15 protein-coding genes, 1 tRNA gene, 1 pseudogene and 1 riboswitch are annotated in these 13,737 nt (G+C 61.3%); of the genes and pseudogenes, 8 read left to right on the plus strand and 9 right to left on the minus strand.

Annotation, left to right across the window (positions count from 1 at the left end):
• Positions 1–3: 3 nt before the first annotated feature.
• From FHT93_RS02125 to crcB, 3 genes are all read right to left on the minus strand, one after another.
• Positions 4–657, minus strand: a complete 654-nt coding sequence (locus FHT93_RS02125) for an HAD-IA family hydrolase (RefSeq protein WP_112968172.1) — start codon at positions 655–657, stop codon at positions 4–6.
• On the minus strand, positions 654–1,646 hold the full coding sequence (locus FHT93_RS02130) for an RluA family pseudouridine synthase (RefSeq protein WP_029868837.1): 993 nt from the start codon (positions 1,644–1,646) through the stop codon (positions 654–656). Before FHT93_RS02130 ends, FHT93_RS02125 begins: the two co-directional genes overlap by 4 nt.
• A 96-nt stretch (positions 1,647–1,742) precedes the next feature.
• Entirely contained in the window at positions 1,743–2,120 is a 378-nt protein-coding gene (crcB, locus tag FHT93_RS02135; RefSeq protein ID WP_029868838.1) for a fluoride efflux transporter CrcB, read from the minus strand.
• A gap of 121 nt (positions 2,121–2,241) precedes the next feature.
• On the opposite strand from crcB, the gene FHT93_RS02140 reads away from it, so the two are divergent.
• Positions 2,242–2,505 carry a hypothetical protein gene (locus tag FHT93_RS02140; protein ID WP_029868839.1) on the plus strand — a complete coding sequence of 88 codons (264 nt, stop codon included), beginning with the start codon at positions 2,242–2,244 and terminating at the stop codon, positions 2,503–2,505.
• A 76-nt stretch (positions 2,506–2,581) separates the two neighbouring features.
• Here the strand turns inward: FHT93_RS02140 and FHT93_RS02145 are convergent.
• Positions 2,582–3,043: pseudogene (locus FHT93_RS02145) on the minus strand (copper chaperone PCu(A)C); the annotation flags it as partial.
• Between the two features lie 273 nt (positions 3,044–3,316).
• Positions 3,317–3,409, plus strand: a riboswitch (glycine riboswitch).
• A gap of 155 nt (positions 3,410–3,564) precedes the next feature.
• On the opposite strand from FHT93_RS02145, the gene gcvT reads away from it, so the two are divergent.
• The 5 genes from gcvT (at position 3,565) to FHT93_RS02170 (ending at position 8,708) form a co-directional block, all read left to right on the plus strand.
• The gene (gcvT, locus tag FHT93_RS02150; RefSeq protein ID WP_112547704.1) at positions 3,565–4,701 is read left to right on the plus strand and encodes a glycine cleavage system aminomethyltransferase GcvT; all 1,137 of its coding nucleotides are present in this window, start codon (positions 3,565–3,567) and stop codon (positions 4,699–4,701) included.
• A gap of 24 nt (positions 4,702–4,725) precedes the next feature.
• Complete coding sequence (gcvH, locus tag FHT93_RS02155; protein ID WP_029868842.1) at positions 4,726–5,088, plus strand: glycine cleavage system protein GcvH; 363 nt, start codon at positions 4,726–4,728, stop codon at positions 5,086–5,088.
• Positions 5,088–7,952: an aminomethyl-transferring glycine dehydrogenase gene (gene gcvP, locus FHT93_RS02160; RefSeq protein ID WP_183845979.1), complete on the plus strand. Its 2,865-nt coding sequence runs from the start codon at positions 5,088–5,090 to the stop codon at positions 7,950–7,952. The genes gcvH and gcvP overlap by 1 nt, the downstream gene beginning before the upstream one ends.
• 139 nt (positions 7,953–8,091) lie before the next feature.
• Positions 8,092–8,337 carry a DUF982 domain-containing protein gene (locus tag FHT93_RS02165; protein ID WP_029869121.1) on the plus strand — a complete coding sequence of 82 codons (246 nt, stop codon included), beginning with the start codon at positions 8,092–8,094 and terminating at the stop codon, positions 8,335–8,337.
• 295 nt (positions 8,338–8,632) lie between these two features.
• Positions 8,633–8,708 (plus strand) — tRNA-Thr (locus tag FHT93_RS02170).
• A 49-nt stretch (positions 8,709–8,757) separates the two neighbouring features.
• Here the strand turns inward: FHT93_RS02170 and FHT93_RS02175 are convergent.
• Complete coding sequence (locus FHT93_RS02175) at positions 8,758–9,726, minus strand: SDR family NAD(P)-dependent oxidoreductase (protein ID WP_183845980.1); 969 nt, start codon at positions 9,724–9,726, stop codon at positions 8,758–8,760.
• 135 nt (positions 9,727–9,861) lie between these two features.
• Here FHT93_RS02175 and FHT93_RS02180 point away from each other — a divergent pair, with 135 nt between their 5' ends.
• A complete protein-coding gene (locus FHT93_RS02180) occupies positions 9,862–10,446 on the plus strand; it encodes a TetR/AcrR family transcriptional regulator (protein WP_113148210.1) in 585 nt (194 codons plus the stop codon).
• A gap of 120 nt (positions 10,447–10,566) precedes the next feature.
• Positions 10,567–10,872 carry a flagellar basal body protein gene (locus FHT93_RS02185; protein WP_183845981.1) on the plus strand — a complete coding sequence of 102 codons (306 nt, stop codon included), beginning with the start codon at positions 10,567–10,569 and terminating at the stop codon, positions 10,870–10,872.
• Positions 10,873–10,886: 14 nt separating this feature from the next.
• Here FHT93_RS02185 and FHT93_RS02190 read toward each other — a convergent pair whose 3' ends face one another.
• The 4 genes from FHT93_RS02190 to FHT93_RS02205 form a co-directional block, all read right to left on the minus strand.
• Complete coding sequence (locus FHT93_RS02190) at positions 10,887–11,507, minus strand: LysE family transporter (RefSeq protein ID WP_112968178.1); 621 nt, start codon at positions 11,505–11,507, stop codon at positions 10,887–10,889.
• 105 nt (positions 11,508–11,612) lie between these two features.
• Positions 11,613–12,008, minus strand: coding sequence for a Fe-S cluster assembly scaffold SufA (sufA, locus tag FHT93_RS02195; RefSeq protein ID WP_112547711.1), 396 nt, complete (start codon positions 12,006–12,008; stop codon positions 11,613–11,615).
• Between the two features lie 95 nt (positions 12,009–12,103).
• Positions 12,104–12,478, minus strand: a complete 375-nt coding sequence (locus FHT93_RS02200) for an SUF system Fe-S cluster assembly protein (protein ID WP_112547712.1) — start codon at positions 12,476–12,478, stop codon at positions 12,104–12,106.
• 10 nt (positions 12,479–12,488) lie between these two features.
• Positions 12,489–13,730: a cysteine desulfurase gene (locus FHT93_RS02205; RefSeq protein WP_183845982.1), complete on the minus strand. Its 1,242-nt coding sequence runs from the start codon at positions 13,728–13,730 to the stop codon at positions 12,489–12,491.
• Positions 13,731–13,737: the final 7 nt, after the last annotated feature.

Here is a 13,737-nt window from a genome sequence, read left to right on the forward strand (position 1 = left end):
ACCTCAGGAAAAATGGCGCAAAATCTCGTCAGGATGATAGGCGATCGCATCGGCGCCGTTGGCGATCAGCTCATCCACGCTGGCATATCCCCAGGCAACGCCGATCGCCTTGGCGCCGGCGGCCTTTGCCATCTGCATATCGTAAATCGCGTCACCAATGACAATGGTGTCGGTCGCGTCAATGCCGGTTTCGTCGCAGCATTCGCTCACCATGGCCGGATGCGGCTTGGAGGGGCAATCGTCGGCGGTGCGTGCAACGACGAAATGCTTGTCGAAGCCGTGCGTCTCCATCACCAGCTTCAGCCCGCGCCGGGACTTGCCGGTCACCGCGCCGATCAGCAGATCCTCGCGCCCGGTAAGCGCATCGATCATCTCGCGAATGCCGGGAAAGAGCGGCTCGCGATAATCGAGATCCTGACGCACGACCGAAAACAGCGATTTGTAGTGTGCCGTCATGTCGACATCTTCCTGCTCGACATGCGGCTTGCCCTGCATGCGGGCAATGGCGATATCGAGCGTCAGGCCGATGATCGCCTTGGTCTCCTCGAAGCGCGGCTCGGGCTTGCCGAATTTTTCGAAGGTGCGGCGCATGGTTTCATGGATCAGCCCGGCACTATCGACCAGCGTGCCGTCACAGTCAAAAAGCGCGAGTTTCATTCGTCGTCTCTCTCAGCCCCGGCAAGGTCGAGACCGAGCAGGTTCCATGTCTGTACCATGTGCGGTGGCAGCGGCGCACTGACACGCAAGCGCCCGCCGGATGGGTGCGGGATATCGATATGGCGTGCGTGCAGATGCAGCTTCTTCTGGATGCCGCCGGGGAAATCCCAGTTTGGATCTTCGTCGTAATATTTCGGATCGCCGATGATCGGGTGGCCGATATGCAGCGCGTGAACACGCAGCTGGTGGGTGCGCCCCGTATAGGGCTCCATCTCCAGCCAGGCCAGGTTCTGTGCCGCCGTCTCGCGCACGCGGTAGAAGGAAATCGCGTGATCGGCGCCCTCCTCACCATGCTTGGCGATGCGCATGCGATCACCGTCGGCCGTCGGCTCCTTGACGAGCCAGGTCGAGATCCTGTCCTCGTGCTTGCGCGGCACGCCCTTGACCAGCGCCCAGTAGGTCTTCTTGGTATCGCGCTCGCGGAAGGCAGCCGTCAGCTTCTGCGCGGCACCGCGGGTGCGCGCAATCACGAGCACGCCCGACGTATCGCGGTCGAGGCGGTGAACGAGGCGCGGCTTCTCGCCCTTCGGGCTGGTCCAGGCTTCGAGCATCTGGTCGATATGCCGGGCAACACCGGAGCCGCCCTGGACAGCAAGGCCGGGTGGCTTGTTGAGCACGATGACCTTCTCGTCCTCGTGCAGCACCATTCGCGAGAGCAGTTCGAAATCGCTCGAATGCTTGAGATCCTTGCCGGCGATCGGTCCGGCCTTCGCCTTGGCATCGACATCGAGCGGCGGTATGCGCACCATCTGACCGGGTTGCACGCGGGCATCCGATTTGACGCGGCCGCCATCGATACGCACCTGGCCGGAGCGCAAGAGCTTCTGCAACGGGCCGAAGCCGAGACCCGGGTAGTGGATCTTGAACCAGCGGTCGAGCCGCATGCCCGCTTCATCGGGCTCCACCTTGATGTGTTCTATACCTGCCATGGAATTCTTTCGGAAAATATGGGCGCGATCGAAGCCGGCGCCTCTCTTGCCGCTGCCTTTAGAGCATTTTTCGCAAAACGGAAATCGGAATCGAAATCAGATGAGCGCGCGCATCAGGCCGAGGCCGGCCATGACGGCGACCATCGAGAGCCCGACGCTTGCTGCGATATAGATGCCGCCGGCAAAGACCTCGCCGCGCTCGAAGAGCGTGATGGCATCCAGCGAGAAGGCGGAGAAGGTGGTAAAGCCGCCGAGAAAGCCGGTGATCAGCAGCAGCCGCAGTTCCACCGAAGCATTGAAACGGCGCATGATCATCTCGGCAAAGACACCGATAATGAAGCAGCCGACGACGTTGACGATGAGCGTTCCCCAAGGGAAGCCCGGCCCCATGAGCCGCAGAGAGCCGAGGCCGACATAATAACGCAGAAGCGAACCGATTGCGCCGCCGACCGCGACGAGCAGAGCCTGGAACATGCCCCCGGTTTATTGCGATTCCGCCCTGATTCCAATCGCGGCCGCGGAATTCTTACCATCCGGTAAAATGTGAATGATTTTCTTAAGCCGAATGCGCAGATCGCACCGGTATGACGGGCGCATGACACAGGTCGTTTCCATATCCGCGAATACTGCGGCTGTCGCCTTCGAATCCTTGCGCATCCCGCAGCGCGTGGCAACGGGTACGGCCGCGCGCGAGGCTCGGAAGATCGCGGAACGCCAGCTCAATCAGAGCGGCGAAGATCCCGAGGAAGTGACCAACATCATCCAGAATACCGAAATCGCGCTCGATCTCATGACGAAAGGTTATCGCCAGCCGCAGGCCGGCTTGCAGCAGGCCCTGCAGTCCTACGAGGACGTCTGAGATTTAAAGATTGCTGGGAGGAGCAAAGCCCGCGCCCTGTCGCGGGCTTTTTCTTTGCGGGATCGATTGCCCGATCTTACTTGCCTTGGGCCGATAGTACGTTCAGCACCAGATCGACCTTGCCAGCCTTCTCGAAGGTCAGCGTGACGGGCACCTTGTCGCCCTGCTTGAAGGGCGTCTTCACCTTCTGGAACATCAGATGCAGATTGCCGGGCGATAGCTCCACGGTCTTGCCGGCCGGAATGGCAATACCATCCTTCAGCTGACGCATCTTCATGACATTATCCTGCATGGCCATTTCGTGGATCTGCACTTCGCCTGACGTGGGAGATGTGACAGAAACGAGCCGGTCCTCTGTGGCGCCGTTGTTCTTCACGGTGAAGCCGCCGCCGCCAACGGGCTGGCCGGGGAGCATGGCCTTGGCAAACCCGCCGGAAACTTCGAGATCGCCGACCTTCACCGTGTCGCCATCCGATGACATGTTCATGGAGCCCATGTTGCCCATGTCCATGCCCTGCATGTGCTGGTGGTCCTGACCGATGGCCGATCCGGCAAAGCCGCAGGCGCAAAGAAGTGCCGCAAAAGCCGATGTCCTGACAATGTTCATGGAATATCTCCTCGCTCCAGAGCCTTTCCTGACCGGAGTGTTCCGATCTGATCAGGAAAAGGCTCTCGGCTGCCGTTAGCCAATTTCGCCGCCAAATGCAAAAGCCCTTTTGCCGCTGCCGGCCTCGCTATTCCAAAGCCGCGACAAAAATTTGTGCGGTCGCGACATTTTGCTTGCCAAGGCCTGCCACCCCCGGATAATTGCCGCAACCTTGTTGGGAGAAGCCGGTACGCTGATGCCGGTGCCGAAGGAGCAACCGCCCCGGAAACTCTCAGGCAAAAGGACCACAAGGGGCAGACGGAACTCTGGAGAGAGGCGTTCTCGAAACGTCCGCCGAAGGGATAACAATCTCAGGCACAGGGACAGAGGGGGCTCAAGGAGACAAGGCGCAGCCGCGCCTTCAGTTTTGAGCCCGCGCCCGGAATTTCCGGCGCAAACCCCGGAGGCGTCGTTTGGACGATACTGCTGCCCTCAAGAAAACCCCGCTTCACGCGCTGCATCTGTCGCTCGGCGCCCGCATGGTGCCCTTCGCAGGTTACGACATGCCGGTGCAATACCCGGCCGGCGTTATGAAGGAACACCTGCAGACCCGCACCGCCGCCGGCCTCTTCGATGTCTCCCATATGGGCCAGGTCATCATCAAGGCGAAGTCCGGCAAGTACGAGGATGCGGCACTCGCGCTCGAAAGCCTCGTGCCGGTCGATATTCTCGGCCTTGCCGAGGGACGCCAGCGCTACGGTTTCTTCACGGATGAGAATGGCGGCATCCTCGACGACCTGATGATCACCCATCTCGACGACCATCTCTTCGTCGTCGTCAACGCCGCCTGCAAGGATGAGGACGTCGCGCATCTGCAGAAGCATCTGTCTGGCACCTGCGACATCACCGTGCTCGACCGCGCCCTGATCGCGTTGCAAGGTCCTCGCGCCGTCGAAGCACTTGCCGAACTCTGGGCCGATGTCGCCGCCATGAAATTCATGGACGTGCGCCACTGCCGCCTGCACGACGTTTCCTGTCTCGTCTCCCGCTCGGGTTATTCCGGCGAGGACGGGTTCGAAATCTCCATTCCCGCCGACAAGGCTGTCGATGTCACCAACCGGTTGCTCGAGCATCCCGATGTCGAGCCGATCGGCCTCGGCGCCCGTGACTCGCTGCGCCTTGAAGCCGGCCTCTGCCTCTATGGCAACGATATCGACACGACCACCTCGCCGGTAGAAGCGGCCATCGAATGGGGCATGCAGAAGGCCCGCCGCACCGGTGGCGCCCGCGCCGGCGGTTTCCCGGGTGCCGAGCGTATCCTCGGCGAACTGGACAAGGGCGTTTCCCGCAAGCGCGTCGGCCTGAAGCCGGAGGGCAAGGCGCCGGTGCGCGGCCATGCCAAGCTCTATGCCGATGCAGAAGGCAAGGCTGAGATCGGCGAAGTCACCTCGGGTGGCTTCGGCCCTTCCGTCGAAGGCCCCGTCGCCATGGGCTATGTGCCGGTTTCCCACACGGCACCGGGCACGCAGATCTATGCGGAAGTGCGCGGCAAATATCTGCCCATCACCGTTTCCGCCCTTCCCTTCATCACGCCGACCTACAAACGCTGACCCTTATTGCGAGAGGATTTTTCCATGCTGAAATTTACCCAGGAACATGAATGGCTGAAGCTCGAAGGCGATGTCGCGACCGTCGGCATCACCACCTACGCTGTCGAGCAGCTCGGTGACCTCGTTTTCGTTGAACTGCCTGAGGTCGGCGCCACCTTCTCCAAGGATGGCAATGCCGCGACCGTCGAATCCGTCAAGGCGGCTTCGGATGTCTACTGCCCGCTCGATGGCGAGATCGTCGAAGTCAATCCGGCTATCGTTGCCGACCCGTCGCTCGTCAATTCCGATCCGCAGGGCGCAGGCTGGTTCTTCAAGCTCAAGCTCAAGAACCTCTCGGACGCCGATGGCCTGCTCGACGAAGCAGCCTACAAGGAGCTGACTGCGTAATGACGACGCCTACCGAATTCCAGTTCACCGACTATCAGCCCTATGACTTCGCCAACCGTCGTCATATCGGCCCCTCGCCGTCTGAAATGTCGGATATGCTCGGTGTCATCGGCTACAAGAGCCTCGATGCGCTGATCGACGCAACCGTGCCGCCCGCCATCCGCCAGAAGGCGCCGCTCCTCTGGGGGGCGCCGATGACGGAGCGCGAGGCGCTCGACAAGCTGCGCGAAACCGCCAACAAGAACAAGGTCCTGACCTCGTTGATCGGCCAGGGCTATTACGGCACGATCACGCCGCCGGTCATCCAGCGCAACATCCTGGAAAACCCGGCCTGGTACACGGCCTATACGCCCTACCAGCCGGAAATCTCGCAGGGCCGCCTCGAAGCGCTGCTGAACTACCAGACGATGATCTGCGACCTGACCGGCCTCGACGTCGCCAACGCCTCGCTGCTCGATGAAGCGACGGCCGCTGCCGAAGGCATGGCTATGGCAGAGCGTGTTTCCAAGTCGAAGGCCAAGGCATTCTTCGTCGATGCAGACTGCCATCCGCAGACGATCGAGCTGATCAAGACCCGTGCCGAGCCACTCGGCTGGTCCGTCATCGTCGGCGACCCCTTCAAGGACCTCGATCCGGTCGATGTCTTCGGCGCGATCTTCCAGTATCCGGGCACGCACGGCCATGTGCGCGATTTCACCGGCCTGATCTCCCGCCTGCACCAGACGGGCGCGATCGCCGTCGTTGCCGCCGACATCCTGTCGCTGACGCTTCTGAAATCGCCGGGCGAAATGGGCGCCGACATCGCCATCGGTTCCTCGCAGCGCTTCGGCGTTCCGGTTGGCTACGGTGGCCCGCACGCGGCCTACATGTCGGTCAAGGATGCCATCAAGCGCTCCATGCCTGGCCGTCTCGTCGGCGTTTCCGTCGATGCCCGCGGCAATCGCGCCTATCGCCTGTCGCTGCAGACACGCGAACAGCATATCCGCCGTGAAAAGGCGACGTCGAACATCTGCACCGCGCAGGTTCTGCTCGCCGTCATGGCCTCCATGTACGCCGTCTTCCACGGTCCGAAGGGCATCAAGGCGATCGCCCAGCAGGTCCACCAGAAGGCCGTGCTGATGGCCAAGGGCCTGGAAAAGCTCGGCTACAAGGTTGAGCCGGACACCTTCTTCGACACGATCACCGTCGATGTCGGACATATGCAGGGTCTCATCCTGCGCGCAGCCGTCGCCGAAGGTGTCAACCTGCGCAAGGTCGGTCAGACGAAGATCGGCATGTCGCTCGACGAGCGCACCCGCCCGGCAACGCTCGAAGCCGTCTGGCGCGCCTTCGGCGGCAATTTCCAGATCGCCGATTTCGAGCCGTCCTATCGCCTGCCGAAGGATCTCTTGCGCACCAGCGAATACCTGACGCATCCGATCTTCCACATGAACCGCGCCGAAAGCGAAATGACCCGCTACATCCGCCGGCTCTCCGACCGCGATCTGGCGCTCGACCGCTCGATGATCCCGCTCGGCTCCTGCACGATGAAGCTGAACGCCACGGCCGAAATGCTGCCGATCACCTGGCCCGAATTCTCGGATATCCATCCGTTCGTGCCGGCCGACCAGGCGCTTGGTTATCGCGAAATGATCGATGACCTCACGGAAAAGCTCTGCGCCGTCACCGGCTATGAGGCATTCTCCATGCAGCCGAATTCCGGCGCGCAGGGCGAATATGCGGGCCTTCTGACCATCCGCAATTACCACATTGCCAATGGCCAGGGTCACCGCGACGTCTGCCTCATCCCGACCTCGGCGCATGGCACCAACCCGGCCTCGGCCCAGATGGTCGGCATGAAGGTCGTGGTCGTCAAGGTACGTGAAAACGGCGATATCGATCTCGACGATTTCCGCGCCAAGGCAGAAGAACATGCGGCAAACCTTTCCTGCTGCATGATCACCTACCCCTCGACGCATGGCGTGTTCGAGGAAACCGTCAAGGAAATCTGCGATCTCGTGCATCAGCACGGCGGCCAGGTCTATCTCGACGGCGCCAACATGAACGCCATGGTCGGCCTGTCCCGTCCTGGTGACATCGGCTCCGACGTCTCGCATCTCAACCTGCACAAGACCTTCTGCATCCCGCATGGCGGCGGCGGTCCCGGCATGGGCCCGATCGGCGTCAAGTCGCATCTGGCGCCTCACCTGCCCGGCCATCCGGAAACGGACGGTCGTTCGGGCGCGGTTTCCGCAGCAGCCTTTGGCTCGGCGTCCATCCTGCCGATCTCCTGGAGCTACTGCCTGATGATGGGAGGCGAAGGCCTGACGCAGGCAACGAAGGTGGCGATCCTCAACGCCAACTATATCGCTGCCCGCCTGAAGGGCGCTTACGACGTGCTCTACAAGTCGGCTGCCGGCCGCGTGGCACACGAATGCATCATCGACACGCGCCCGCTGGTCGATAGCTGCGGCGTGACCGTCGATGACGTTGCCAAGCGCCTGATCGACTGCGGCTTCCATGCCCCGACCATGAGCTGGCCGGTTGCCGGAACGCTGATGATCGAGCCGACCGAGTCTGAGACCAAGGCCGAACTCGACCGCTTCTGCGAAGCGATGCTGGCGATCCGTCAGGAAGCCCGCGATATCGAGGAAGGCCGTTCGGACAAGCAGAACAACCCGCTGAAGAACGCCCCGCATACGGTGGAAGACCTCGTCGGCGAATGGGATCGCCCCTATTCGCGCGAACAGGCCTGCTTCCCCCCCGGTGCCTTCCGCGTCGACAAGTACTGGTCGCCGGTCAACCGCGTCGATAACGTCTTCGGCGACCGCAACCTGATCTGCACCTGCCCGCCCGTCGAGGCCTACGCAGAGGCAGCCGAGTAGCGGCCAAGCCAGCTGCCCGAAGCGCAAGTGAAGGGCCGAGCGATCAAAGCCCCTTCCATCATGGGAGGGGCTTTCCTAATTCTGATGGAAATGCGCGAAGGAAATTCACACCATGTCTCAGGATCAAAGCGAAGCAAGAATGCAGGCGCCCTGGTCGAAGCCCGTGCTCGTCGCCCTCGAAGAGCCCGGCCAATATGAGACCATCGCCAATACCCAGGCGGCCTCCTGGGCGATGATCGAGGACTGGCCGACGGAAGATGGTGCCGCACTGGATCAGGCGCTGCTGATCTGCGCCGATGTCATCAAGGGCAAGCGCACCGGCGAGGATGCGCGCAAGGCTTTCATCGCCGCCGCAGTCGAAGCTGGCCTCGACATCAAGGCCTGAGCAGCGGCGATTGGCAAAGAGCCGCGAGACTGGACGATGCGCGGCTCTGCTTTCCCGGCGATGCGGGCGTTCAAACTTTTTCGGGACTTTTGTCCGCACCGGTGAACCATTTTCGATTCTCTGCGTAATCATTCATGCTGGATGCTGTAACGACCAGCTGGGAGAAGGGCTGCCTGCCCCTGTACCGGGCGCCCTTCTCCTGTATCTCCCATCTGCGGCAGGTTAACCTTACTGCCTAACCGTCTATTGAAGCTCCGTTCGCCTGCGGACGTCGTTTCTGGCATAAAGACACCACGCCCCTCGTAGCTCAACGTCAGAGCAGCTGTCTGGTTTGCAGCCGATCCAGGTTCAATTCCTCGGCAGGGGCACCAGTCTCCCGGCCCCCTGCTCTCTGTCGTTGGCGAAGCGAGGGTTTGATGCCTAGAAGCGCTCGCCAACCATTTCTTCACTCCTGGCCCACAATGCCTTCGCCGTTTCGGGATCGAGCGCATAGGAGCGTACGCCCTCGGAAATCGGGCTGATCTCGGCGTCCGTCACGTGTGAGACGTGGCAATTCTCGCAATATTTGCCGCCGATCGCGTCTGCCGTGGCGACGAAACCGGCCCACACGGAAGTCGCTGCACCCTGCGGTATTGTCTTCCACTCGAAGCCCGACTTGCCCTCGGCAGCAAGTGCCGCATTGATCTGCGCCAGCATGCCTTCGATCATGCCGGGGTCGAGATGACGGCCGAGCTCGGTCTGGATGCCGCCGGGATGCAATGCCGTTGCGCGGATGCCGCGCTCCCCGAGGCGTCGGTCGAGCTCCACCGCGAAGAGGATATTTGCGGTTTTCGACTGGGCATAGGCCGCCCAGGGCTCATAGGTCTTGCTCTCGAAATTGAGGTCGTCGAGGCTGAAAGGTGCCATGCGATGGCCTGAGGATGCGACGATCACCACACGGCCACCGGATTTGACGAGCGGCGCGATGCGGTTGACCAGCACGAAATGACCGAGATGATTGGTGCCGAACTGTGTTTCGAAACCGTCTGCGGTGTGGCCGAAGGGGGCGGCCATCACGCCGGCATTGGCAATGATGACATCGAATGGGCTGCCATCCGCAACAAGCGCATCGGCGCAGGCTCGTACGCTTGCCAGAGAAGCAAGATCGAGCTCGACGATCTCAAGGCCGCCTCCATCGGCTGCACCTGCGCGCACGACCTCTGTTGCCACCCTCGCCTTTGCGAGATCGCGTGCCGTACCAACGACTTGTGCTCCATGGGCTGCCAGCACGCGCGCGGTTTCCACACCGAGACCGGCCGAAACACCTGTCACGAAAACACGCTTGCCCTTGAGATCGACGCCGGAAAGCACCTCGTCGGTGGTCGATGTCGCGCCAAAAAGTCCACTCATGATTATCTCCTTGATCATGGACGCACCGCTCCGGGCTGGTGGACCATTGCCCGCCGGCCTCTGATGGAATAAAAGGAGGATGCCTCCAGATAAATACGGAGGGACCCTCCGCTTATCAAGGGGACGTCTCGAAAAATGGCCGGAAAAAGTGACGGGCCTGCCGTCCGAAAGCCGCGTGCGGATGCCGAACGCAATCGCCTTCTGTTGATGGAAACGGCAAAGACCGTCTTCGCCGACAAGGGCTCCAGCGCCAGCCTGGAGGAAATCGCCCGCCTAGCCGGCGTTGGCATTGGTACGCTCTATCGCCATTTCCCGACGCGCGATGCGCTGATTTCCGCCGTCTATCGCAACGAGACTGCCCAGCTTGCGGCTGCGGCCGGGAGCTTGTCCGAAACGCATCCGCCTGTCGAAGCGCTCCGCCTGTGGCTGGTGCAGTTCGTCGACTATGTGGTGACCAAACACGGCATGTCCGAGTTGCTGGATTCACTTGTTGGAGGCACGTCGCAGCTCTATGCCGATTCCGTTACCCCGATCACCGATGCCGTCAATCTGCTGATCGACCGCGCCACTGAGGCCGGCGAGATCCGCCTCACCATGGACCCGCTCGACCTTCTTCGGGCACTTGCCGGTGGTGCAAGCATCAGCTGCGGCCCGGCCTGGAGGCAAGCGGCCCGCCAGCTCATCGATATCCTGATCGCGGGCATGAGGGCCAATCGCTAAGGCCACGTGCCATTCCGACACAGCCGTTCAATCACCCTCGCCTTTCGCTAACCGAAGCCGTTCAGCATTCCCTAAATCCTTGCCGATACAACGCTGGTGTCCGGAACAGGGAAACGGTCGATGAGCATTTCTGCAATCACGCATACGGCTCTCTCGGGAATGCTGGCGCAGACGAAGCGCGCAGGCGCGATCGCCAACAATGTCGCCAATGCGAGCACGCCGGGCTACGGCCGGCTGGACACGAGCTTCCAGTCTGTTGAACCGACGGGTGTTCAGGCAAGCGTCGCCGCGACCGACCAGGACGTGGATTTCGCGACCGAACTGACCGACCTCGTCGAAACCGAACAGAGCTACAAGGCCAATGCCGCGGTCTACGAAACCGGCGCCGATCTCTGGGACGTGCTGATGAGCATCAAGCGCGATTAACGCGCTCTCCTGCTCTATACGATCGAATAAGCCACCGAACCGAGCGCCACCGCGCCGAAGGCGATCAGCATGTAGCTTGTCGCTCGGCCGACCTTGGCCGTGAAATCGGTCGACAGCCGGTCCCTGGCGAGGCTGACGGCGCCGCTCAGGCAGAACCACCAGAGCAGAGATCCCATGAAGACGCCCGAGACGATCATTGCCGAACTGAACCGGCGCGTCTCCTCCGTCAGGCCGAGGCCGGCAAACAGTGCGCCGAACGAGAGAATCGTTGCCGGATTGGAAATGGTCAACAGGAAGGTCGAGATGGTCGTATGCAGGAAGTCGGCTGCATTGATCTTGGCCGCCTTGATCTTTCCCTTGTTTTTCAGCCCGCGCCAGCCGAGCCAGAGCAGCATCAGCCCACCCCCAAGCGCCAGCGGAATGGTGGCCATCGACATGGTTTCGGAGAAAACGGCAATCCCGGCGACAGCGACCAGTGCATAGCTTGCATCCCCGAGCGCGGTCCCTAGTCCGCCGGAAAAGCCATACCAGAACCCCTTCTCGAGGCTGCGGTTGATGCAGAGCGTTCCGATCGGCCCGAGCGGCGCAGTGATGATGACACCCAGGAGGGCGCCCTTGAGGAACAGGAGGAGCATTGTCCGCTTCGTTTCTTCTTAGTCGCTTGTCGATCTCGGACAGGCTCGTCAAAATCAAAAGGCCGCCAATTATGGCGGCCATCAGGCAATTTCAATGGAAAACTGTTAATGCTGAGCCGGAACCACGGCATCGCCGCGCGCGGCAAGGGCTGCGAGATCGGCGGGCTTCAGCTCTACAGATTCACCACAGCCGCAGGCCGAGGTCTGATTTGGATTGGTAAAAATGAAGCCGGAGCGCAGTGTCGTCGTTTCAAAGCCGAGTTCGGTGCCGAGCAGGTAGAGAACGGCCGAAGGCTCGATCCAGACCCTGGCGCCGTCGCGCTCGATCAGGTCGTCCTTGGCATTGGGTTCTGTCACCATGTCGATGGTATATTCCATCCCGGCGCAGCCACCCTTCTTGATGCCGACGCGAATGCCTTTGGCATCCGGCCCGCCATTTTCGACGATCGCCTTCACGCGGTCCGCGGCGGCTGTCGTCATGCTCATTACTGCAAAGCCCATGGGCCAAATCTCCTTCCACGACCGGGGTCAAGATCCGGCGCTTCATGAATCAATGTAAGGCGATCACCTTAAGCGATCAATACCACGGTGCTGTATCAGTACCAGCCAACCGCGACCTGCGCTTCTTCAGACATGCGGTCCGGCGTCCACGGTGGATCGAAGGTCATGGAAACCTCGACGCCCGAAACACCTTCGACTGCGCCCACGGCATTTTCCACCCAGCCCGGCATTTCGCCGGCAACCGGGCAACCCGGGGCCGTCAGCGTCATCATGATTTTCACCATGCGGTCATCTTCGATATCGATCTTGTAGACGAGGCCTAGCTCAAAGATATCTGCGGGAATTTCCGGGTCGTAGACGGTCTTGAGAGCGCCGATCACGTCCTCGCTGAGCCGCGCCAGTTCCGCTTCCGGAATGCTGGAATGCACGATGCCCTCGCGCACGTCGATCTTTTCTTCATCCAGGCTCATGGCTTCTTCCTCAAGCAAAGAACTTGCGCGCGTAGTCGAGCGCATCGGCCAGCGCATCCACTTCGGCGCGGGTATTATACATGCCGAAGGATGCACGGCATGTGGAGGTCACGCCGAAGCGTTTCAAGAGCGGCATGGCGCAATGCGTGCCGGCGCGCACGGCAACGCCCTGGCGGTCGATCACCATCGAAACGTCATGGGCATGGATGCCCGCAAGCTCGAAGGAGAAGATCGCGCCCTTGCCCGGCGCATTGCCAAAGACGCGCAGCGAATTGACCGCCTTCAACCGCTCTTCCGCATAGGCCGTCAGATCAGCCTCATGGGCTGCGATATTCTCGCGGCCGATCTTGTCCATATAGTCGAGCGCATAGCCGAGCCCGATCGCCTGCACGATCGGCGGGGTGCCGGCTTCGAAGCGATGCGGCGGATCGTTGTAGGTGACGATGTCTTCGCTGACTTCGAAGATCATCTCGCCGCCACCCTGGAACGGCCGCATCTCCTTCAGCCGGTCCTTCTTGCCATAGAGCACGCCAATTCCGGAGGGGCCATAGAGCTTGTGGCCGGTCATGACATACCAGTCACAATCGATATCCTGCACGTCGACGGGCAGATGCACAGCACCCTGTGAACCGTCGATCAGCACCGGAATGCCGCGCTCATGGGCGATGCGGCAAACTTCCTTGACCGGGACGATGGTGCCGAGCGCATTCGACATATGGGTGATCGCGACGAGCTTGGTCCTGTCGGTCAAGCTCTTTTCGAAATCCTCGATATGGAAGGCGCCCTCATCATCGACAGGCACCCAGACGAGCTTGGCGCCTTGCCTCTCCCGAATGAAATGCCAGGGCACGATATTGGAGTGGTGCTCCATGATCGTCAGCACGATCTCGTCGCCCTCGCCGATCTTGGGCATGCCCCAGCCGTAGGCGACGGTATTGATCGCCTCGGTCGAGTTCTTGGTGAAGACGATATCGTCTACAGAAGGCGCATTCAGGAAGCGGCGAACCTTTTCGCGCGCCGCTTCGTAAGCCTCCGTCGCGGCATTCGACAGGTAATGCAGGCCGCGATGCACATTGGCATATTCATGGCTGTAGGCATGCGAGATCGCATCGATCACCGCCTGCGGCTTCTGGGCGGAAGCGCCGTTGTCCAGATAGACCAGCGGCTTGCCATGCACCTTCTCCGCAAGGATCGGGAAATCCCTGCGGATGGCTTCGACATCATAGGCGATTGCCGGTACGATCTTGTCCATGGCGTTT

It is taken from the genome of Rhizobium sp. BK379, assembly GCF_014193955.1.
Taxonomy (GTDB): domain Bacteria; phylum Pseudomonadota; class Alphaproteobacteria; order Rhizobiales; family Rhizobiaceae; genus Rhizobium.

What these genes read in the sequence shown, in the direction of transcription:
- FHT93_RS02175 (WP_183845980.1), bottom strand. Translation starts at nt 9,726, where the DNA reads ATGAGTGGACTTTTTGGCGCGACATCGACCACCGACGAGGTGCTTTCC.
- gcvH (WP_029868842.1), top strand. Translation starts at nt 4,726, where the DNA reads ATGCTGAAATTTACCCAGGAACATGAATGGCTGAAGCTCGAAGGCGAT.
- FHT93_RS02140 (WP_029868839.1), top strand. Translation starts at nt 2,242, where the DNA reads ATGACACAGGTCGTTTCCATATCCGCGAATACTGCGGCTGTCGCCTTC.
- FHT93_RS02205 (WP_183845982.1), bottom strand. Translation starts at nt 13,730, where the DNA reads ATGGACAAGATCGTACCGGCAATCGCCTATGATGTCGAAGCCATCCGC.
- FHT93_RS02185 (WP_183845981.1), top strand. Translation starts at nt 10,567, where the DNA reads ATGAGCATTTCTGCAATCACGCATACGGCTCTCTCGGGAATGCTGGCG.
- gcvP (WP_183845979.1), top strand. Translation starts at nt 5,088, where the DNA reads ATGACGACGCCTACCGAATTCCAGTTCACCGACTATCAGCCCTATGAC.
- FHT93_RS02200 (WP_112547712.1), bottom strand. Translation starts at nt 12,478, where the DNA reads ATGAGCCTGGATGAAGAAAAGATCGACGTGCGCGAGGGCATCGTGCAT.
- sufA (WP_112547711.1), bottom strand. Translation starts at nt 12,008, where the DNA reads ATGGGCTTTGCAGTAATGAGCATGACGACAGCCGCCGCGGACCGCGTG.
- FHT93_RS02190 (WP_112968178.1), bottom strand. Translation starts at nt 11,507, where the DNA reads ATGCTCCTCCTGTTCCTCAAGGGCGCCCTCCTGGGTGTCATCATCACT.
- FHT93_RS02130 (WP_029868837.1), bottom strand. Translation starts at nt 1,646, where the DNA reads ATGGCAGGTATAGAACACATCAAGGTGGAGCCCGATGAAGCGGGCATG.
- FHT93_RS02180 (WP_113148210.1), top strand. Translation starts at nt 9,862, where the DNA reads ATGGCCGGAAAAAGTGACGGGCCTGCCGTCCGAAAGCCGCGTGCGGAT.
- FHT93_RS02165 (WP_029869121.1), top strand. Translation starts at nt 8,092, where the DNA reads ATGCAGGCGCCCTGGTCGAAGCCCGTGCTCGTCGCCCTCGAAGAGCCC.
- crcB (WP_029868838.1), bottom strand. Translation starts at nt 2,120, where the DNA reads ATGTTCCAGGCTCTGCTCGTCGCGGTCGGCGGCGCAATCGGTTCGCTT.
- FHT93_RS02125 (WP_112968172.1), bottom strand. Translation starts at nt 657, where the DNA reads ATGAAACTCGCGCTTTTTGACTGTGACGGCACGCTGGTCGATAGTGCC.